22 protein-coding genes and 1 pseudogene are annotated in these 20162 nt (G+C 66.6%); 6 read left to right on the forward strand and 17 right to left on the reverse strand.

Annotated elements, in window-relative coordinates; all coding sequences use genetic code 11:
• The first annotated feature begins 24 nt into the window (after window positions 1-24).
• The 5 genes from ribA to IE00_RS00700 are packed head-to-tail and all read left to right on the forward strand — an operon-like array spanning window position 25 to window position 4102.
• Window positions 25-1149, forward strand: a complete 1125-nt coding sequence (ribA, locus tag IE00_RS00680; protein WP_072295142.1) for a GTP cyclohydrolase II — start codon at window positions 25-27, stop codon at window positions 1147-1149.
• Between the two features lie 14 nt (window positions 1150-1163).
• Window positions 1164-2093, forward strand: a complete 930-nt coding sequence (locus IE00_RS00685) for a zinc-binding alcohol dehydrogenase (protein ID WP_072295143.1) — start codon at window positions 1164-1166, stop codon at window positions 2091-2093.
• A gap of 17 nt (window positions 2094-2110) precedes the next feature.
• Window positions 2111-2503, forward strand: coding sequence for a 6-carboxytetrahydropterin synthase (locus IE00_RS00690; protein ID WP_072295144.1), 393 nt, complete (start codon window positions 2111-2113; stop codon window positions 2501-2503).
• A 1-nt stretch (window position 2504) separates the two neighbouring features.
• On the forward strand, window positions 2505-3275 hold the full coding sequence (locus IE00_RS00695; protein WP_072295145.1) for a trans-aconitate 2-methyltransferase: 771 nt from the start codon (window positions 2505-2507) through the stop codon (window positions 3273-3275).
• 2 nt (window positions 3276-3277) lie between these two features.
• Window positions 3278-4102 carry a RibD family protein gene (locus tag IE00_RS00700; RefSeq protein WP_072295146.1) on the forward strand — a complete coding sequence of 275 codons (825 nt, stop codon included), beginning with the start codon at window positions 3278-3280 and terminating at the stop codon, window positions 4100-4102.
• A gap of 7 nt (window positions 4103-4109) precedes the next feature.
• On the opposite strand, the gene IE00_RS00705 is transcribed toward IE00_RS00700, so the two are convergent.
• The 10 genes and pseudogenes from IE00_RS00705 to gmk all read right to left on the reverse strand — a co-directional run bounded on the left by IE00_RS00705 (window position 4110) and on the right by gmk (window position 14450).
• Window positions 4110-5060 carry a bile acid:sodium symporter family protein gene (locus tag IE00_RS00705; protein ID WP_205949637.1) on the reverse strand — a complete coding sequence of 317 codons (951 nt, stop codon included), beginning with the start codon at window positions 5058-5060 and terminating at the stop codon, window positions 4110-4112.
• 177 nt (window positions 5061-5237) lie between these two features.
• On the reverse strand, window positions 5238-5561 hold the full coding sequence (locus tag IE00_RS00710) for a 2Fe-2S iron-sulfur cluster-binding protein (protein WP_072295147.1): 324 nt from the start codon (window positions 5559-5561) through the stop codon (window positions 5238-5240).
• A 103-nt stretch (window positions 5562-5664) separates the two neighbouring features.
• Entirely contained in the window at window positions 5665-7080 is a 1416-nt protein-coding gene (locus IE00_RS00715; protein WP_240493776.1) for a DegQ family serine endoprotease, read from the reverse strand.
• A gap of 722 nt (window positions 7081-7802) precedes the next feature.
• A pseudogene (hflC, locus tag IE00_RS00720) lies at window positions 7803-8676 on the reverse strand (protease modulator HflC); the annotation flags it as partial.
• Entirely contained in the window at window positions 8676-9872 is a 1197-nt protein-coding gene (hflK, locus tag IE00_RS00725) for an FtsH protease activity modulator HflK (protein WP_072295149.1), read from the reverse strand. The gene hflK and the pseudogene hflC, both read right to left, overlap by 1 nt.
• A gap of 116 nt (window positions 9873-9988) precedes the next feature.
• A complete protein-coding gene (gorA, locus tag IE00_RS00730; RefSeq protein ID WP_072295150.1) occupies window positions 9989-11368 on the reverse strand; it encodes a glutathione-disulfide reductase in 1380 nt (459 codons plus the stop codon).
• Between the two features lie 4 nt (window positions 11369-11372).
• On the reverse strand, window positions 11373-12170 hold the full coding sequence (rpiA, locus tag IE00_RS00735) for a ribose-5-phosphate isomerase RpiA (RefSeq protein ID WP_240493757.1): 798 nt from the start codon (window positions 12168-12170) through the stop codon (window positions 11373-11375).
• Between the two features lie 26 nt (window positions 12171-12196).
• Entirely contained in the window at window positions 12197-13282 is a 1086-nt protein-coding gene (locus tag IE00_RS00740) for an ATP-binding protein (RefSeq protein WP_139291270.1), read from the reverse strand.
• 17 nt (window positions 13283-13299) lie between these two features.
• Complete coding sequence (locus IE00_RS00745; protein WP_072295152.1) at window positions 13300-13821, reverse strand: gamma carbonic anhydrase family protein; 522 nt, start codon at window positions 13819-13821, stop codon at window positions 13300-13302.
• A complete protein-coding gene (gene gmk, locus IE00_RS00750; protein ID WP_072295615.1) occupies window positions 13821-14450 on the reverse strand; it encodes a guanylate kinase in 630 nt (209 codons plus the stop codon). The genes IE00_RS00745 and gmk overlap by 1 nt, the downstream gene beginning before the upstream one ends.
• Window positions 14451-14689: 239 nt before the next feature.
• Here gmk and IE00_RS00755 point away from each other — a divergent pair, with 239 nt between their 5' ends.
• Window positions 14690-15436, forward strand: a complete 747-nt coding sequence (locus tag IE00_RS00755) for a PAS domain-containing protein (RefSeq protein ID WP_072295153.1) — start codon at window positions 14690-14692, stop codon at window positions 15434-15436.
• 4 nt (window positions 15437-15440) lie between these two features.
• Here the strand turns inward: IE00_RS00755 and rnd are convergent, their stop codons facing one another.
• The 7 genes from rnd to IE00_RS00790 all read right to left on the reverse strand — a co-directional run bounded on the left by rnd (window position 15441) and on the right by IE00_RS00790 (window position 20162).
• Window positions 15441-16607: a ribonuclease D gene (gene rnd, locus IE00_RS00760; protein ID WP_072295616.1), complete on the reverse strand. Its 1167-nt coding sequence runs from the start codon at window positions 16605-16607 to the stop codon at window positions 15441-15443.
• 128 nt (window positions 16608-16735) lie between these two features.
• Window positions 16736-17092, reverse strand: a complete 357-nt coding sequence (mnhG, locus tag IE00_RS00765; RefSeq protein ID WP_072295154.1) for a monovalent cation/H(+) antiporter subunit G — start codon at window positions 17090-17092, stop codon at window positions 16736-16738.
• On the reverse strand, window positions 17089-17403 hold the full coding sequence (locus IE00_RS00770; protein WP_072295155.1) for a monovalent cation/H+ antiporter complex subunit F: 315 nt from the start codon (window positions 17401-17403) through the stop codon (window positions 17089-17091). Before IE00_RS00770 ends, mnhG begins: the two co-directional genes overlap by 4 nt.
• A 5-nt stretch (window positions 17404-17408) precedes the next feature.
• The gene (locus IE00_RS00775; protein ID WP_083553948.1) at window positions 17409-17885 is read right to left on the reverse strand and encodes a Na+/H+ antiporter subunit E; all 477 of its coding nucleotides are present in this window, start codon (window positions 17883-17885) and stop codon (window positions 17409-17411) included.
• Window positions 17882-19381, reverse strand: a complete 1500-nt coding sequence (locus IE00_RS00780; RefSeq protein ID WP_072295156.1) for a Na+/H+ antiporter subunit D — start codon at window positions 19379-19381, stop codon at window positions 17882-17884. The genes IE00_RS00775 and IE00_RS00780 overlap by 4 nt, the downstream gene beginning before the upstream one ends.
• Window positions 19378-19740: a Na+/H+ antiporter subunit C gene (locus IE00_RS00785; protein ID WP_072295157.1), complete on the reverse strand. Its 363-nt coding sequence runs from the start codon at window positions 19738-19740 to the stop codon at window positions 19378-19380. Before IE00_RS00785 ends, IE00_RS00780 begins: the two co-directional genes overlap by 4 nt.
• Before the next feature lie 2 nt (window positions 19741-19742).
• The gene (locus tag IE00_RS00790; RefSeq protein WP_072295158.1) at window positions 19743-20162 is read right to left on the reverse strand and encodes an MnhB domain-containing protein; all 420 of its coding nucleotides are present in this window, start codon (window positions 20160-20162) and stop codon (window positions 19743-19745) included.

Below are 20162 nucleotides of genomic sequence, written 5' to 3' on the forward strand. Positions count from 1 at the left end.
ACGTAACATTGATGACGGTAGATCATGCGCGCCTATGCTCCGTTCACCTTCGCAGATACGGCTGCGCAATCACCTGACCCGCTGGCACCCGACCTGTCGGAACGCGTTGCGCGGGTCGTCTCGGACCTTCGGTTGGGGTTGCCCGCGATCCTGACGCAAGGGGGCGACCACGCGATGATCCTGCCGGTCGAAACCCTAAGCCCCGCGCGCTTTGCCGCCCTGTCCGGGCATTGCCAGCTGGTCCTGACCGCCTATCGCGCCGCGGCCCTTGGCGTTCAGGAAACCGCGGGGGACGCATCGGTCATCCAATTGCCGCCGAAAGCCGACCTGGATTGGCTGAAGGCCGCCGCCGATCCGCGCCGTCCGTGGACGCAGCCCGCCCCCCAAAGCGCCGCGCAGGTGGCGGGTGACATCCATCATGCGGCCATCAGGCTGGTCAAGCGGGCCGAGCTGGTTCCGGCTGCCCTGGTCGTCACGGGGCCTTGGGTCAGTCAGAACGCCGCGCGCCACGGTTTCGGCACCCTGCCCGCCGCCGACGTGATCGCCCAGCTGGACGCGGCGCGCGACATGCATCCCGTCTCGGATGCGCGGGTGCCGATGGCTGCGGCGTCGGCGGGCCGGTTGCATGTCTTTCGCGCCCCCGATGGCGGGGCGGAACATTACGCCATTCAGGTCGGCACGCCCGATCCCGACCAGCCCGTTCTGGTGCGCCTGCATTCGGCCTGCTTCACCGGTGACGTGCTGGGCAGCCTGAAATGCGATTGCGGGCCGCAACTGCAGGCGGCCTTGGCCGCGATGAACGCAGCCGGCAGCGGCGTTCTGCTTTATCTGAACCAGGAGGGGCGCGGCATCGGGCTGGCCAACAAGATGCGGGCCTATGGCCTTCAGGATCAGGGTCTGGATACGGTCGAGGCCAACCACCATCTGGGATTTGCCGATGACGAACGCGATTTCCGCATCGGTGCCAGCCTGCTGCGCCAGATGGGCATCGATCAGGTGCGGCTGATGACCAACAATCCCGCCAAGATCGCCCGCCTGAGCAGCGACGGCATCAAGGTCGTCGAACGCGTGCCCCTGATGGTGGGCCGCGGCCCGGAAAATTCCCGCTATCTGGACATCAAGGCCAGCAAATCGGGACATATGATGTGAGCGGCGCAAACGGAATGTGGATCACCGCCCCCGACCGCGCCCAGATCCGCCCCGCCGACATGGGCGCGGGTTCGCTGGTCACGACCCTGTTCACGGGCATCAGCCGCGGGACCGAAAGGCTGGTTCTGTCGGGCACCATTCCCGACAGCGAACATGACCGCATGCGTGCGCCGTTCCAGCAGGGCGATTTCCCCTTTCCGGTCAAATACGGTTATTCCGCCGTCGGTCAGGCGACCGAAGGGGCGTATGCGGGGCGGGCGGTCTTTGCGCTCTACCCTCATCAAGACCAGTTCCGCCTGCCCGACGATGCGCTGATCCCCCTGCCCGATGCCCTGCCCCCGGAACGGGCGGTGCTGGCGGCGAACATGGAAACGGCGCTGAACATCCTGTGGGACAGCGGCGCGGGCGCGGGCGACCGGATCACCGTCATCGGGGCCGGGCTTGTCGGGCTGCTGGTCGCGCATCTGGCCGCGCGCCTGCCGGGGGCCGAGGTCACCGTGATCGACACCCAGACCGCCCGCGCAGATATCGCAACCCGCATGGGCGGCACCTTTGCCACGCCCGAGGACGCCCAGGCCGATCAGGACATCGTCATCCATACCAGTGCCAGCCAGGCGGGCCTGGTCCAGGCGCTGTCGCTTGCCGCCCCGCAGGCCACCATCACCGAGGCCAGCTGGCATGGCGCGGCCCAGATCGCGCTGCCCCTGGGGGGCGCGTTCCACAGCAGGCGCCTGCGCATCGTCAGTTCCCAGGTCGGATCCGTCCCGCCCGAACGCGCGCCGCGCTGGACGCTGCGCCGGCGGCTGAGCAAGGCGCTGGACCTGCTGGCGGACGACCGTCTTGACCACCTGATCTCGGGGGAAACGTCGTTCGACCGGGTCGCCGACGCCTATCCCGACATCCTGGCCGATCCGGCCACCCTCTGTCACCGCATCACCTATTGACCCCTACAGGAGCATCTATGTTCGCCGTCGAAGTCCGAGACCACATCATGATCGCCCATTCGCTGCCCTCGCCGACCTTCGGTCCGGCGCAGGGGATGCATGGCGCGACCTTCACAGTCGATGCCGCCTTCTTTGCCGAAACCCTGGACGACGAAGGGCTGGTCGTGGACATGGGCCTTGCCACCGAGGCCCTGGCCCAAGCCCTGTCCCCCCTGCGCTATCAGAACCTGGACGAGGTTCCGGCCTTCAAGGGCAAGTTCACCACGACCGAATTCCTGTGCCAGCAGATCTTCGACAGCCTTGCCAACGCCTCCCGCAGCGGTGGTCTGGGCAAGCATCCCGTCAAGCGCCTGCGCGTGACCCTGCATGAAAGCCATGTCGCGCGCGCCTGGTTCGAACAGGACATCTGACATGGGCTTTTCGCCGGAATGGCTGTCGCTGCGTGAACCCGTCGATCGGCAGGCCCGCGACGACGCGCTGATGCAGCGCGCGGTGCGGGCGGCGGGGCCGCGTCCCGTCATCATGGATCTGGGATGCGGCACGGGATCGACCCTGCGGGCCATGTCCGGTCACATCCCGGCGGGCGCGCAGTGGCATCTGGTCGACAATGACCCGGCCCTTCTGGCGATCGCCCGCGACCAGGTCCGGGATGCCCGGACCCATGTGCTGGATCTGGGCCAGCTGTCGGCCCTGCCCCTTGACGGGGTGACGCTGGTCACGGCGTCCGCGCTGCTGGACCTGATGCCCGCGCCGTGGGTCCGCGACCTGGCGCGGCTGTTGGCCGACCGGGGCATCGGCTTTTATGCGGCGCTGTCCTATGATGGCGTGATGACATGGGACCCGACCCTGCCGGGCGATGCCGAGGCGCGTTCGGCCTTCAACCGCCACCAGCGCGGCGACAAGGGCCTGGGTCCGGCGCTTGGTCCGGATGCGGGCAGCTTTGCCCGGTCCGCCTTCGCCGAGGCCGGCTTCGATACCGCCATTGCCGACAGCCCATGGAAGATCGGCGCGGAACACGCACGCATGCATGAACAGCTGGTCCAGGGCATCGCAGGGGCCGCGGGCGAACAGGGCATGGAACGGGCCGATGACTGGGCGCGCGACCGCATCGCCCAGGGCGGTCTTTGCACCATCGGCCACCAGGATCTGCTGGCATTGCCGTCACAGGACAGGAAGGACTGACCATGGAGGCCATCGAGGTTTCACGCCGTGTCTGGGAACGGCTTCTGGCGATCCGCGATGGCGCATCCTGCGCCTGCTGCGGCAGCTTTTCCGCCCCCGAACGCGCGGCGCTGCAGGTTTACGGTCCCATCGCGCGCCGCGATCTGAGGCCCATCACCGTCGCGCAGGTGGGACAGTCGCTGGACGGGCGCATCGCCACGGCCAGCGGGGATGCGCGCGACGTGTCAGGTCCCGACGGGCTGGCGCATCTGCATCGGCTGCGCGCGCTGGTGGACGGGGTGGTCATCGGCGTTCGCACGGCGCTGCATGACAATCCCCGCCTGACGGTGCGCCTGTGCGACGGCAGCAACCCGGCCCGCATCGTCATCGACCCCCGGGGCCGCCTGCCCGACGATGCGCCGGTCCTGACGAATTGCGGCGCGCGGCGGATCATCGTGCAGGCCGTCGACCGCCCCCGCCCTGCCGGGGTCGAGGTGCTGCCCCTGAGCGCCGATGACGGTCGCCTGGACCCCCGACAGATTCTGGAGGGGCTGCGCGGCATGGGGATCGGGCATCTGCTGATCGAAGGCGGCGGCCTGACCATCACCGGCTTTCTGGAGGCCGGGCTGCTGGACCTGCTGCAGGTTTCGGTCGCGCCCCTGATCATCGGGTCGGGACCGCAGGGACTGACCACCCGGACCGAGGTCCAGACCCTGTCCCAGGCCTATCGCCCCCAGACGCGGATCTTCGGCCTGGGCAGCGATATCGTCTTCGACTGCGCCTTGGGCGCGCAGGCCATCGCGGCGCAGGAACCCGTCCACCGACAGGGACACAGCGCCGCCTGCTAGGGTCTGCTTATTTCATCCGGGCCAAGACGCTGGCGACGATGGCGCCCGAGATATTGTGCCAGACGCTGAAGATCGCCGCCGGAACCGCGGCCACGGGCGAGAAATAGGCCGTGGCCAAGGCCGCCGCCAAGCCGGAATTCTGCATGCCGACCTCGATCGCGATGGCCTTGCGGCGCGTCAGGCTCAGCCCCGCCGCGCGGGCGGCCAGAAAGCCGATCGCATAGCCCAGTCCGTTATGCAGCACGACGACCGCCAGGATCATCAGCCCCGATTCCGCGATTGCCCCTTTCGAGGCCCCCACGACCGCCGCCACGATCAGCACGATCCCCGTGACGCTGACCAGGGGCAGCGCCGGAATGGCCCCACGCACCAGCCCCGGCACCAGCTTCTGCGCCAGAAAGCCAAGCGCCAGCGGCAGCAGCACCAGTTTCAGGATCGACACGAACATCGCCCAGGCATCCACCGGCAGGTATTCACTGGCCAGCATCAGCATCAGGAACGGCGTCACGATGGGCGCCAGCAGCGTGGTGACGCTGGTGCAGGCGACCGACAATGCCGTGTCGCCCTTGGCCAGATAGGTCATCACGTTCGACGATGTCCCACCGGGGCAGCAGCCGACCAGAATGACGCCCGCCGCAACCTCGGGCGACATCGGGATGATGCGGGTCAGGATCACCGCCAGCAGCGGCATGATCAGGAATTGCGACACGACCCCGATGCCCACATCGACGGGGCGGCGGAAGACTTCGGCGAAATCGCGGCCCGAAATGGTCAGGCCCATCCCGAACATGATGATCCCCAAGAGCGGCACGATCCACGGCGTCAGCTGACGGAAGGTTTCGGGCATCACGAAACCCAGCACCGCGAAAAGCAGGACCCAAAGCGCAAATGTATTGCCGACGAACTGTGAAAACCGTGCCAGAACCTTCAAATCACCCTCCTGTCGCGCATGAAACATGCGCCATCCGTTCGGGGCTGGCCTTAGCGGCGCGGTCCGGCGGGCACAACCGGCGATGCGAGCATTGCGGAATATTTTTCCAACTGCATGTGCCCCGCCCGCACCACCTTCGGACATGAAAAAACCGCGCGCCCGTTTCCGGGCGGCGCGGCATCACGTTCCAGCCGGGCGCTGAAATCAGATCTGGCGTTCGGGCAGCTGGACGACCAAGCCGTCCAGATCTTCGGTGACCTTGATCTGGCAGGTCAGACGCGAACGGGCGGGATCGGGCTGATAGGCGAAATCCAGCATGTCCTCCTCCATCGGGTCGCGGGGGGGCAGCTTGTCCAGCCATGTGGGATCGACATAGACATGGCAGGTCGAACAGGCGCAGGCGCCGCCGCAATCGGCATCGATGCCCGGAACGCCATTGTCGCGCGCGCCCTCCATCACGGTCATGCCGGGGCGGACCTCGACGTCGTGGCGGGTGCCGTTATGTTCGATATAGGTAATCTTCGCCATGTCGCTTGTTCCCTTGTTTCCCCGGCCGAGTTAGTCGCTCGGCGCTGATTTGAAAAGGGGCAGCCCCGAAGGACCGCCCCCTTGTCTTGTCATCGGACCGCAATCATTCGGCCGGTTCTTCGTCCTCCGACAGTGTCAGCGCCACGAACAGCGGCTCGCCCCCGCGGCGGATCAGCATCAGGACCGACTTGCGGCCCGCATCGCGCGCCTCGGCGACGCGGTCCTGCAGTTCCTTGATGGTGGTGACCTTCTGCTGGTTCACGTCGGTGATGACATCGCCCGGTGCCAGACCCTTGTCGGCGGCAGCGCCTTCGGGATCGACATCGGTGATCGCCACGCCCCTGGTGTCGCGCGACACGCCCAGTTCCTGCGCCATTTCGGGCGTCAGAGGCGTCAGGGACATGCCCAGCAGGTCGGTTTCGGTCGGTTCTTCGGTGGCCGTGCCGCCGCCGCCTTCGCCCTGGGCGGTTTCCCGGCGTCCCAAGGTCACGTCGATGATCTGGCTCTCGCCCTCGCGCACGATCTCGACCTGCACGGTATCGCCCGAGGGAGCCTCGGCGACGCGGCGCACCAGGCCGCGCGTATCCTCGACGGGCTGGCCGTCGAAGGCCACGATGACATCGCCGGTCTCGAGGCCCGCATCACGGGCGGGGCCTTCGGGCACGTCGGTGATCATCGCGCCGCCCTCGGCGTCCAGGTTCATCGCCTCGGCCATTTCTGGGGTGACGTCCTGGATCATGACGCCCAGCCAGCCGCGGCGGGTTTCGCCGAATTCGCGCAGCTGATCGACGACCTGCGACACGACATTCGACGCCATCGAAAAGCCGATCCCGATCGAGCCGCCATTGGGCGACAGGATGGCGGTGTTCACGCCGATCACCTCGCCGTTCAGGTTGAACAGCGGCCCGCCCGAGTTGCCGCGGTTGATGGCGGCGTCGGTCTGAAGATAGTCGTCATAGGTGCCCGACAATTCGCGATTGCGCGCCGACACGATCCCCGAACTGGCCGAGAAGCCCTGCCCCAGGGGGTTGCCAAGCGCCAGGACCCAATCCCCCACGCGGGCATCGTCGCTGTTTCCGAAGCCCACGAAGGGAATGGCCTTGTCGCTTTCGACCTTCAGCAGCGCCACGTCGGTGTTGGGGTCGGTGCCCACCACCTCGGCGGGCAGGGTTTCACCCGAATAGAACTCGATCTCGATCTGATCGGCGCCGTCGATGACATGGTTGTTCGTCACGATATAGCCGTCGGCCGAAATCACGAACCCGGACCCCAAGGCGTTGGACCGCTGCGGCGCGCGCTGCATCGGACCGCCTTCGGGGCCTTCGGGCATGCCCGGGAACCCGAATTCGCGGAACAGGTCGGAAAACGGACTGCCCTCGGGGAAGGCCGGCCCGCCGCGGGTCGGCTGTGACACGACCGAGGTGGTCGTGATGTTCACCACCGCCGGCGACACCTGTTCGGTCAGATCGGCAAAGCTGCCCGGCATGACCTGCGCGGTGTCGGCCTGGGCGGCATCCATGCCAAGGGGCTGGTTCTTTTCGGCCGCATCCTGCGCCTGCTGGCTGACTTGGGGCGACACGTCGTCATTGGCAGGTTCGGTCTGCTGCGCGCCTGCGTAACCAAGGCCCACGGCAAGGGCCAGCGCCGATGCGGTCATCAGATGGCGCGGAAATAGCGATTTCATGCTGAACGTCCTCATGTTTCGAAAGCAGCAGGGCAGCGCGTGACCGCGAAGCTGCGGCAGAAGTTGAACGCAATTCGACGGAAAGTTGCAAATAAATCACGCTCGCAGCCCGTGAACTGATCGTGATTTATGTTGCAGGAACGGGCGGAGGTTTCCCCCCGCCCGTCCGCTGTTCCATCAATTCGCCGGGGTGGTTTCCTGCGGATCAGCCTCCTCGGGGGCGGCTTCTTCGGGGGTGGCGTCAGGCGCTGGTTCGACTGCCGGAGCATCGTCCTGCGTCTCTGGCTGGTCGTCGGCCCCGTCCGCGGGCGCATCTTGGATCGGCGCCCCGGGGGCCACGATTTCGGATTGCTGCTGCGGCGGGGTCGCCAGGCTTTCGGGAACGGGGGTCAGGCGTACGCCCGCAGCCTCGCCCAGACGGTTTCCCTCGCGATCGGTGACCTCGGGGGTGACCAGATCCTCGTCCTCGGCCTCGGCTTCGGGCCGGGGCGCCGTGACGTTCTGCGCCGAATTGCCCGGCGGCACGGGGGTCGAGGCCGGGTTGGCGTTTTCGCCGCCATCATCGGACAGATAGGTGAAGAATTCGCTGTCCGGCTGGATCACCATCGAGCTGTTTTCCCCGCCAAGCGCCCGCTGATACGAGGTCAGCGACCGGGTGAAGGCAAAGAATTCCGGATCGCGGCCATAGGCGTCGGCATAGATCGCGTTGCGCTGCGCATCGGCCTCGCCTCGGACGATCTCGGCGCGGCGGCTGGCTTCCGAGGTCAGCTCGACCACCGTCCGGTCTGCTGCGGCGCGGACGCGCTGTGCGGCTTCGCCGCCGCGGGCGATCTCGTCTGCGGCCTCGCGCTGACGCTCGGCCCGCATCCGGCCATAGGTGGCGTTCAGGTTCTGCTCGGGCAGGTCGGTCCGGGTCAGGCGGACGTCGATGATTTCCACCCCAAGACCGCCCGAATTGCTGCGGGCCTCGTCGCGGATCTGGTTCATCAGCGTCGTGCGGTCATTCGACAGCACCGTGGTCGAGGGCACGGTCCCCAAGACGCCACGGATGGCATCGACCACGATCGGCTGCAGCCGCTGCTGCGCGGCCTGCACGCCGGCGGCGCCGACGGCCTGACGGAAGCGGACCGGATCGGTGATGCGCCAACGGGCAAAGGCGTCGACCACCAGGCGGCGGTCGTCCAGCGGCGTGACCTCCAGCGGGCTGGTCGGCAGGCCCAGGATGCGCCCGTCATATTTCACGACATTGTCGATGAAGGGCAGCTTGAACCCCAGACCCGGCGTTTCCTGCACGTCGACCACCCGGCCCAGACGCAGGACCAGCGCCTTTTCGCGTTCATCCACGATGAACAGCGACGATGCGGCCACGACCGCCACCACGACCAGTGCCGGGATGGCCAGAACCGAGAGAGCTTTCTTCGCGGATGCCATCAGTTCGTCCCTCCGGTGTTATTGGGTCGCAGCTGATCCAGCGGCAGATAGGGCACGACGCCCTGTCCGGACCCTTCGTTCAGGCCTTCGCCGATGATGATCTTGTTCACGCCACCCAGGACATCTTCCATCGTCTCCAGATACATCCGGCGACGGGTGACTTCGGGAGCGTTCACATATTCCTCATAGATCGAATTGAAGCGCGCGGCTTCACCGGCGGCATTGTTGACCGCCTGGGCGCGATAGCCTTCGGCCTGTTCCAGGGTCTGGGCCGCGTCACCGCGGGCCTGGGCCAGAACGCGGTTGGCATAGGCGTCGGCTTCCTTCTCCAGGCGGTCGCGTTCCTGCTGGGCCGCCTGAACCTCGCGGAAGGCGTCGATGACCTCCTCGGGGGGGTCGGCGCGGTCCAGGTTGACGCGGATGACGTTGATGCCCGACTGGTATTCGTCCAGCGTCGATTGCACGGCCTCGCGCAGGTCGGTGGCGATGGAACCGCGATCACGGTTCAGGATCGGCGCCAGTTCGCTGCGGGCGATGATGTCGCGCATGGCGGATTCGGCCACGGCGCGGATCGTGTCGGCGGGATCTGCCAGGTTGAACAGATACATCTCGGGGTCGCGGATGTTCCAGACGACCTGGTATTCCATGTCCACGATGTTCTGGTCGCGGGTCAGCATCAGCCCACTGTCCATGGGCCCGGCACGGCCCGTGCCGATCTCCGTGGTGCGTTCGTTGGTCACGGACACGACCTCGGCGGTGACGAAGGGCCAAGGGGCAAAATTCAGACCCTCGGTGCCGACGGCGACAGCGCGGCCGAACAGGAACTCGACGCTCTGCTCGTTGGTCTGCACCCGGTAGAAGCTGGAAAATGCCCACAATGCCACCGCCGCAAGGCCCGCGACGGCCAGCGTGCTGCGGTTCAGGCCGAAATTCGGACCCGAAGGACCGCGCCCGCCGCCATTGCCGGTGCCGCCGCCCGTGCCGCGACCGCCCATCAGGACGCGCAGGCGTTCCTGGCCCTTCTTCATCAGCTCGTCGATCTCGGGGCGTTGCGGATCGCCCTGACCGGGACGACGCGGCCCGTTGGGGGGCTGCTTGTCGCCCCATGGTCGGTTGGAAGGCCGCTTGCCGCGATCCTCGTCATCACCGCCGCCGTTTCCTCCGCCGCCTCCGCCCCAGGGGCCCTGATTAGCCATCCGATCGACCTTCTTTCGTTGTAAATTCCGCTAGTTGAAAACTGGGGCGCGCAGGGCAAATGTCAACCCTTGCAGCCCCCCGCCACTGCGGCAGAGGGCCGCGCCCCGCGCGAATGTCAGCCCGGCACGCCGTCATGACGCCGCGAGGGCTGGCGCATCGTCACCAGTTCCTCGGCGGCGGTGGGGTGCACGGCGATGGTGGCGTCGAACTGCGCCTTGGTCGCGCCCATGCCGATGGGGATCGCTGCCAGCTGGATCATCTCGCCGGCCTCGGGGCCGAAAATGTGACATCCCAGCACCTTGTCGGTTTTGGGATCGACCAGCAGCTTCATCATCATCCGCGCGTCGCTGCCCGCGAACATCGACCGCATGGGCCGGAACACGGTCGAATAGACATCCACCGGACCGTGCAGCACGGCCTCTTCCTCGGTCAGGCCGACGCTGCCCAGTTCATGGGGGCGCAGATAGACGGCGCTGGCAACGATGCTGTGATCGACGGTGCGGGGCTTGTTGCCAAAGACCGTGTCGGCAAAGCTGTGGCCTTCGCGGATGGCCACCGGCGTCAGGTTGACGCGGTTCGTGACGTCGCCCACGGCAAAGACCGACGGCACGCTGGTCTGCGACCATTCGTCCACCAGGATCGAACCGTCGGGACCGGTCCTGACCTCGGTGTTCTCCAGCCCCAGGCCCCAGCTATAGGGGTCGCGACCGGTGGCGAACATCACAGCGTCAAAGCGGTCGGTGCTGTCATCGTCAAAGGACACCGTGATGCCGTCGGCACCCTTGTCCAGCCGCGTGGGCGTGATCCCCAGCCGCAGATCGATACCCTGATGCGACAGCTGCAGCGTCGCCAGGTCGCGCGCCTCGCGGTCGAAGCCGCGCAGGACCGCATCGCCGCGATAGGCCTGGACCGTCTCGACGCCCAAGCCCGCCAGGATGGTCGCGAATTCGCAGGCGATGAAACCGCCGCCGACCAGCAGCACCCGCTTGGGCAGTTCCTCCATCAGGAACAGATCGTCCGAGATCATCGCGTGTTCCTCGCCGGGCACGCCGATCTTGGCGGGACGCCCGCCCGTCGCGATCAGGATATGCTTGGCGGTCTTGCGCGTGCCGTCGGCCAGTTCGACCGTGTGGTGATCGGCCAGCTTGGCGCGCTGGTCGTGGACCTCGACGCCCGCACGTTCCAGGCCGGCGCGATAGATCAGTTCCAGCCGGGTCAGTTCGGCATCCTGCTTTTCGCGATAGATCTCCCAGCTGAAATCGCCGGTTTTCGCATCGGGCCAGCCATAGCCCTGCATCTCGGCCTGCATGTTGCCGGCCTGCGATGCAAAGATCATCAGCTTCTTTGGGACGCAGCCGCGGATGACGCAGGTGCCGCCCAGGCGGCTTTCCTCGGCCAGGCCGACCTTTGCGCCATGTTCACCGGCCGCGATCCGCGCCGCGCGCACACCGCCCGAGCCGCCACCGATGACGAACAGATCATAGTCGAAAGTCACGCGTTCATTCTCCTTCGTGGGCCAGCATGTCGGCGTCGATATCGGCATCGCGGGCCAGTTCCACAACCGTGCCGTCGGCGCGGCCGATGATGGCCAGGTCGCAGGTGCCCAGGAACAGCCCGTGTTCGACGACGCCGGGGATGGCCGCCAGCGCGCGGGCCAGCGCGGGGGCATCGGGGATGACCTGCAGATGCAGGTCCAGAATATAGTTGCCTTCATCCGTGATCAGGGCGTCGCTGCCCTGCAGGCGCTGCAGGATGTCGTGTTCACCCAGATCCAGCCCCTCCAGCGCGCGGCGGATCAGCTTGCGGGTGGTCTCGAAGCCGAATTGCAGGACCTCGACCGGCAGGGGAAAGGCGCCGAGCGTTTCCACGACCTTGCCGGGATCGGCGATGACGACCATGCGGTCGCTGGCATAGGCGACGATCTTTTCGCGCAGATGCGCCGCCCCGCCGCCCTTGATCAGGTGCAGATCGGGGTCGACCTCGTCGGCGCCGTCGATGGTCATGTCCAGCCAGCCGATCTGGTCCAGCGTCTCGATCGCGATGCCCAGTTCGGTCGCCAGATCGGCCGTCGCCTTCGAGGTCGCCGCACAGCGCAACGTCAGGTTTTCGGCCTCCACGCGGGCGGCCAGTTCGCGCACCATGATGCTGGCGGTCGATCCGGTGCCCAGGCCCAGCCGCATTCCGTCCTCGACCAGGGCCACGGCGGCCTTGGCGGCGGCCAGCTTGGCCGGATCGACCTGCGATGTTTGCGACATGACGGTTCCCTCGTGGATGGATATGGCGCGCTTATAGGCCATGGCCCGCCAAAGCGCGAGGGGGGCGTTCAGCCGCGTGCCAGCCCTTCGGGCAGGATCACGGTGAAACGGCTGCCGTCTCCGCGCGTGCTTTCGATGCGCAGCCGACCCCGGTGGCGGTTGATGATATGCTTGACGATGGACAGGCCCAGACCCGTCCCGCCCTGCGCCCGCGCCCGATGCGTGTCCACGCGATAGAAACGTTCCGTCAGACGCGGCAGATGCTGTTCCTCGATCCCCTCGCCCTGGTCGGCGACGGTGACGGCCCAGCCCGGACCACGCAGCAGCGGCTCATGGGCGATGCGCGTCATGGTGATGCGGACCTCGGCGCCGCCGGCACCGTATTTGATGGCGTTCTCGATCAGGTTCTGGAAGACCTGCGTCAGCTGGTCGGCATCCCCAGGCAGGCGGACCGGGCCTTCCAGGCCTTCGGTGACGATCCGCAATCCGGCGGTCTCGGCGCGCGGCGTCATCATCGTCACGACACCCCGGATCACCCCGGCCAGATCGATCTGCTTGGAGGGGCGGCGGCGTTCCTCGGCCTGGACGCGGCTCAGCGACAGAAGGTCGCTGATCAGCCGGTTCATGCGGCCCGCCTCGCGCTCCATGATGTCCAGAAACCGGTCGCGGGCGCGGGCATCGTCGCGGGCGGGACCGCGCAGCGTCTCGATGAAGCCGATCATCGCGGTCAGGGGCGTCTTCAGTTCATGGCTGACATTGGCCACGAAATCGCGACGCATCTGTTCGGCCTCTTCGGCGACCGACCGGTCGACGACGGCGATCGTGGCCCCCCGCCCCATCCCCGACGGCAGGGGCGCGACCGTCACCTCGGCCAGGATGTCACGCCCGTCAGCACCGAATTGCGCGCGCAGGGTCACCACGCCCTCGGGCGGCGTCGGCAGGGCGGGATCGGGGGCTGGGGCGGGCATGGCGTCGGGGTTCAGGACCCAATCCACCGCCTGCACGACGCCCGGCTGGCGCAGCACCGTGACAAAGGGCCGGTTCACCAGATCCTTGCCGAACAGCGCCTGCGCCTGGCCGTTGACCGCCACCACCCGCGCGCCGTGATCGACGGCCAGCATGGGCACCGGCACCCCGTCCAGAAACCCCGTCATCCGCCGCCATGCACACATCAGTCGGCCGCCCGCAGCCCGTCGCGGAACCGCGCCGCATTGGCCCGGTAACGCGCCGCCGAAGCCCGCAGCGCCGCGATGGCATCCGGGTCCAGCATCCGGATCACCTTGCCCGGCGCACCCATGACCAGCGCGCCCGCCGGGATCTCTTTGCCCTCGGCGATCAGCGCGCCCGCCCCGATCAGCGCGCCCGCGCCGATGACGGCGCCGTTCAGGACCGTGGCCCCCATGCCGATCAACGACCCGTCCCCGATGGTGCAGCCATGCAGCATGGCGCGATGGCCGATGGTGCAGTCGCGCCCGATGACCAGCGGATGGCCGGGATCGGTATGCAGGCAGCACAAGTCCTGCACGTTGCTGCCGGTACCGACGCGGATCTCCTCGTTGTCGCCGCGCAGCACGGCCCCGAACCAGACCGAGGCCGCCTCCCCCAGCACAACGTTGCCGATGATCTGCGCATCGGGGGCGGCCCAAGCGGATGCCGCGATGCGCGGCGCGATGTCGTCCAGCGTCCAGTTCATCACAGGTCCTCGGCCATCAGGTTCTTGACGAAGCCGCCCAGGCCCGCCTGGCGGTCGCGGCGCAGGCGTTCGGCGGTCAGAATGGCGCGCAGATGCGTTTCCGTCCGGTCCAGATCATCATTGACCAGCACGTAATCGTATTCGGCCCAATGGCTGATCTCGTCCCGGCTTTTCAGCATGCGGCCCGCGATGACTTCCTCGCTGTCCTGGCCGCGGCTGCGCAGGCGCCGTTCCAGTTCCGGAAGCGAAGGCGGCAGGACGAAGATCGACACCACATGCCCGCCAAGCGCCGAAGCGCGGATCTGTTGCCCGCCCTGCCAATCGACGTCGAACAGCGTGTCGCGGCCGTCATTCATGGCCTTTTCGACGGGGCTGCGCGGGCTTCCATAGAAATTCCCGAAGACCTCGGCATGTTCCAGCATCTGGTCGGTTTCGACCAGGGTGCGGAACTGCTGACGCGAGGTGAAGAAGTAATGCACCCCGTCGATCTCGCCTTCGCGCGGGGGGCGCGTGGTGGCCGAGACCGAAAAGCTGAGCGTCGGGTCCCAATCCATCAACCGCCGCGCCAGCGTCGATTTCCCTGCCCCCGAGGGCGAGGACAGGATGATCATCAGGCCCGTGCGGTTCATCATCTTCGGGGTCCTTCGTTCATGTCTTGGCGCTTTGGCAAGGGCATGGCCCAAAGCGCGGGCATCGGTCAACCCCCGGATCGGTCCCCGGCAATGTCGCGGGCATTTGATGCAGATGCAACAATCCGGCTTAACCATCCGTTCATGAAAGGACTGTGCGAATTGCCCGCTTGCGGGTAATCATATGATGCAAACCGGGCGGCACAGGCAGTGCCCGGCAAACTGGTCAGAGGTCATCGGTGCCCGATCGCGACGACACGACGAACACGCCTGCGGGCAATGTCAGGCCGCTGGATGCGGGCCGCGTCCTGCATCTGCAGGATTACGAAACATGCAATCCCGAACGCATCCAGCGCGAGATGCGGCAATATTGGGACAGCCTGCGCATGGGTCGCGCGGTTCCCGCCCGCACGGATGTGGACCCGCGCGGCATCGCGCGGGCGCTGGATTATGCCTTCATCCTGGAACGCATCGCGCCGGGCGCAGGCCGCCTGCGTCTGGCCGGGCGTCATCTGATCGACCTGATGGGCATGGAGGTGCGCGGCATGCCGATCTGCGCCTTTCTGAACACCAGTTCGCGCGGGCGCTTTTCCGATGTTCTGGAAAGCGTCTTCAAGGCCCCGCAGATCGCGCATCTGACGCTGGCCGCGAAATCGGAATATGCGCGCCCCGAATTGCGGGCGCAGATGATGCTGTTGCCGCTGCGATCCGATCTGGGGGACGTGACGCGGGCGCTTGGCTGCCTGATCGCCACGGGCGATACCGGCGTGGCACCCCGGCGCTTCGATCTGGTCGAGGATGAGGTTTTGCCGGTGATCGACGGGGGCGCGACGCTTGCCCCCTCTCCCTCGGTCATGGGATTTGCCGAGGAACGCAAGGGTTTCGCCCCTGCCCCGACCCCGGCGCCAGCCGCCAGCACCCCCGAGGAACGCCGCGCCATGTTCAGGGTGATCACGCCCCGGACGCCTGACGACGACCGGGGCTGAGCCTTCAGGCCGGAACGACCTTGACTGCCCCGTTCTGGGCCGAGAGCGCGATTTCACCCGCCGCCAAGCGCAGCGCGTCATTGCCAAAGACGGTGGCCCGCCAGCCCTTCAACGCCGGCAGGTCGCGTTCGCCGGTGGCGATCGCGTCCAGATCGGCCGAGGAGGCGATCAGCTTGGGCGCGACGCCCGCCGCATCGGCCTTGGCCTTCAGCAGCACCCGCAGCAGGTCCGACAGCGCGGCATTGCCGGGCTTGCCCGGTTCCTCGCCCTTGGGCTGAGGCAGATCCTTGCTTTCCAACCCGGCCTTGACGGCGGCGATGATGCCGGCGGCGATGTCGCCCTTGCGCGCCTCGCGCAGCAGCAGGCGCGACTTGCCCAGATCGCCTTCGGATTGCGGCTTGGTCGAAGCCACCTCGATCATCGCGTCATCCTTGTAGACGCGGCTGCGCGGGATGTCGCGGGCCTGGGCATAGGCCTCGCGGAACTTGGCCAGCTCGCGCAGGATCGCCAGAAAGCGCGGCGAATTGGTGCGGGTGCGCACCTTCAGCCAAGCCTCCTCGGGGCGGGTGATATAGGTCTCGGGGTTTTCCAGAACCGCGACTTCCTCGGCGACCCAGGCATCGCGCCCGGTCTTGGCCAGTTCCGCCGCCAGATATTCATAGATGACGCGCAGATGGGTCACATCGGCCAGCGCATAGGCCTTCTGCGCATCCGACAAGGGCCGCAGCGACCAGTCGGTGAAGCGCGACGACTTGTCCAGGTTGGCGCGGGCGATCTTGCGCACCAGCGTTTCGTAACCGACCTGTTCGCCAAACCCGCAGACCATGGCTGCGACCTGCGTGTCGAACAGGGGCGTCGGAAAGATCTGCGCGTCGTGGAAGAAGATTTCCAGGTCCTGACGTGCGGCATGGAACACCTTGACCGTATCCTGATGACGGAACAGATCGTAAAGCGGCTCCAGCGACAGACCGTCGGCCAGCGGATCGACCAGCACGGCTTCGCCGCCCTCGGCCTTGGGGCCGCCTGCGGGCGGGACGGCCAGCTGGATCAGGCACAGCTTGGACCAATAGGTCCGCTCGCGCAGGAACTCGGTGTCGACGGTGACATAAGGGGCGGATTTGGCGGCCTCACAGAAGCGCGCAAGCTCTTCTGTGCGGGTGATCGTGGGGATGTCCTGGCTCATACGGCTCTTTCAGATGCGGCGGTTCGTCCGCCTTTCGGCCAGATTTACGCCCGGCCCGACAATTTGGAAACCCCCGTTCGTCGCGTGCCCGTTCGTCGCGTGATCGTCAGGCGGCTTCACTCCTCGGCATCGGCGGGGCGGGAACGCAGGGCTTCGGCGACGCCCGGTTCGCAGGCGGTGCCGGGCGCCATGGGAACGCCAGTGCGGAAGGCGGCGCGCCCGATCAGATGCGCCGCGACCGGGGCCGTCAACAGCACGAACAGGAAGGCGGCCATGGCACGGGCGAAAACGGTCGCCTCGTCGAAGGCAAGGCCCACGGCCAGCAGGATCATCCCCACCCCCAGCGTGCCCGCCTTGGTCGAGGCATGCATCCGGTTCAAAAGGTCGGGCAGCCGCAGGACGCCCAGACCCGCGCCAAGACAGAAGAAGCCGCCCCCCACGGTCAGCGCCGCGATGATCAGTTCCAGGATCATGCCTTTTCCTTTTCCTTGGCCTTTTGCAGGTCGATGGATTTCAGCGTGATGCGCCGCTCCAGATAGCGCGCCAGGCAGACGGTGGCCAGAAAGCCCACAAGCGCCAGCACGACGGCCACGTCCAGAAACGCCGCGCTGCCCGCCTGCAGGGCGGCAAGACCGCCAAAGGCGACCAGTTGGATGGTCATCAGGTCCAGCGCCACGATCCGGTCGGCCAGCGTCGGACCCTTGATCAGCCGGAACGCGGCCAGGATCACGCCGAGGATGACAAGGGCGAAGCCCAGCAGGATGACGTCGTCAAGAAGGCTCATGATGCTCACTCCGTTGCCTCGCGGACCCAGACCTCGAAATGGTCGCGGATCTGTGCGCGGATCGCCTCGGGGTCGTCGCCGAACATCGCATGAATATAGAGCGTCTTGCGATCATCGGAAACATCGAGGCTCAGCGTGCCCGGCGTCAGCGAGATGAAATTGGCCAGCATGGTGATCTGCAGGTCGGTGGTCACGTTCAGGGGGATGGCGATCAGTGCGGGCTTGCTGTTCTGGCCGGGGGTGAAGACGTCGCTGACCACGGAAAACGAGCTGACGACCAGTTCATAGATGAACATCACGACCAGCCGCGCCCAGTAATACAGCCGCCTGAAATAACCGCGCGACGACGGGAACAGCGGCCGGACCAGCCACATCGCCGCCAGGCCGATCACGAAGCCGGTCAGCAGACCCGACAGGGTCACGCCCCCGGTCAGCGCCACCCAGGCAAAGGCCAGGAACATGTTGATGGCAAAGAGGTTCACGGCTGCACCCCCAAAACGGTCTCGATATAGTCGCTGGGGTCAAGAAGCTGACCGGCGGCGGTTTCTGCGAACTGGACGAAAGGCTCGGGGAAGACGCCGATGATGCAGGTCATCGCGGCCAGCGCCGCGATGGGCAGCATCAGCGCCAGCCGATGGCCGACCGGGATGTCCGACAGGCGCGGCTGGATCCCGTCGGGATGGTCGGGCCAGAAGGCCGCCCCCCAGATCTTGGTCATCGAGAAGATCGTCAGCAGGCCGACCGCCAGCCCCAGGCCGCCGACGACCCACATGTCCAGGTCCAGCGCCGCCTTGACGACGATGAACTTGGCCCAGAAGCCCGACAGCGGCGGAAAGCCCGCCAGCGAGAATGCGGGGATCAGGAACAGGAAGGCCAGAAGCGGCGCATGGGCATAAAGCGCGCCGATGCGCGACAGCTCGGTCGAGCCGGCGATGCGCTTGGCGACACCGGCCACGAAGAACAGGTTCGCCTTCACGATGATGTGGTGCACCAGATAGAAGACCGCCCCCATCAGGCCAAGCGGCGTATAGATCGCCAGGCCCAGGATCATGTAGCCGATCTGGCTGATGATGTGGAAGGACAGGATGCGCCGGAAATCGTTCATGGCGGCCGCGCCAAGGACGCCCGTCACCATGGTGATGACCGACAGCCACAGAAGGATCGTGTGGGTAAAGCCCACATCCTGATCGAAGATCAGCGTGAAGGCGCGGATCAGCGCATAGACGCCCACCTTGGTCAACAGGCCCGCAAAGATCGCCGACACCGCGACGGGCGGCGTGTGATAGGATGCGGGCAGCCAGAAGAACAGCGGGAACATCGCCGCCTTGACCCCGAAGGCCACCATGAACATCACGGCAATGGTGGTCAGCAGGCCGGTGTTTTCCACCTCGCGCACGGCCAGGTGCAGGTCGGCCATGTTCAGCGTGCCGGTGATGCCGTAAAGGAGGCCGATGCCCGTCAGGAACATGATCGTCGAGATCAGGTTCAGCGTGACATACTTGATGCCGCCATCCAGCTGTTCGCGCGATCCGCCCAGAACCAGCAGGCCGAAGCTGGAGATCAGCATCACCTCGAACCAGACATAGAGGTTGAACAGATCGCCCGTCAGGAAGGCGCCGCAGACCCCCACCAGCAACACCTGCAGCAGGGCGTGAAAGCCCAGTTCCTCCAACCGCCGGGGGATTTCGGCGAAGGAATAGACCACGGTGGCGAGGCCGGTGATGGCGGTGATGACGACCATCACCGCGCTGAGGTAATCGGCGACCAGCGTGATCCCGAAGGGCGCCCGCCAGTTCGACATCTGCGCCGAGATCACGCCCTGGGGCAGCACGTTGGCCATCAACAGCCCGCTGGCCAGCAGCAGCATCGCCGTTCCCGCAAGCGAGATCCAGCGTCCGGCAGGCGAACGGCGGAACAGATAGGAGGCGACGGCGGTCATCATGGGAATGATGATCGGATAGACAAGAAGCCAGCTCATTGATGGGTTTCCTCGGGCTCGGCCAGGCGCATTTCGTCGCTGTTGACGGTGCCAAGGGTCTTGTAGGTGCGATAGACCAGCGCCAGCGTGAAGGCCAGAAGGCCAAAGCCGATGACGATGGCCGTCAGGACCAGCGCCTGCGGCAGCGCGTTGGCGACCGGCCCATCGGGGGCATAGGCGCCGTCCGCGATCAGGGGGGGCGCGCCCGCGGTCAGGCGACCGGCGGCAAAGATCACCAGGTTGACCGCGTTCGACAGCAGGACCAGCCCGAACAGAAAGCGCAGCACGTTGCGGTCCAGCATCAGATAGATGGATGTGGCCACGACGATGCCGATGGTGATTGCAAGCAGCAGTTCCATGATCAGATCTCCCTTTCCAGGGCGAAGACCAGGGTCAGGATGCCGCCAAAGACGGCCATGTAGACACCGATGTCGAAGACAAGCACCGAGGAGAGGGGGATCCCCTTTCCGCCATCCTCGGCGAAAAGGAAGAACCACTGGCCGGTGAAGAAGGGCTGGCCCGCCAGCCCTGCCGACAGGCCGGCAAGGCCCGCGACGCCGACACCCAGCATGGCCACGTTCGCGGGATCGACCTTCAGGGCGCGCGCCGCATCCTCGACCGAGGCCGCGAGGGCATAGAGGATGAAGGCCGTGGCCCCGATCAGCCCGCCGATGAAGCCGCCGCCGGGCAGGTTGTGGCCGCGCAGCAGCGCATAGACCGAAAAGACAAGCAGCAGCGCGACCAGAAGGCGCGTGGTCGTGGTCAGGATCAGCGACTGCAT

Source organism: Paracoccus sp. SM22M-07 (assembly GCF_001887735.1).
Taxonomy (GTDB): domain Bacteria; phylum Pseudomonadota; class Alphaproteobacteria; order Rhodobacterales; family Rhodobacteraceae; genus Paracoccus.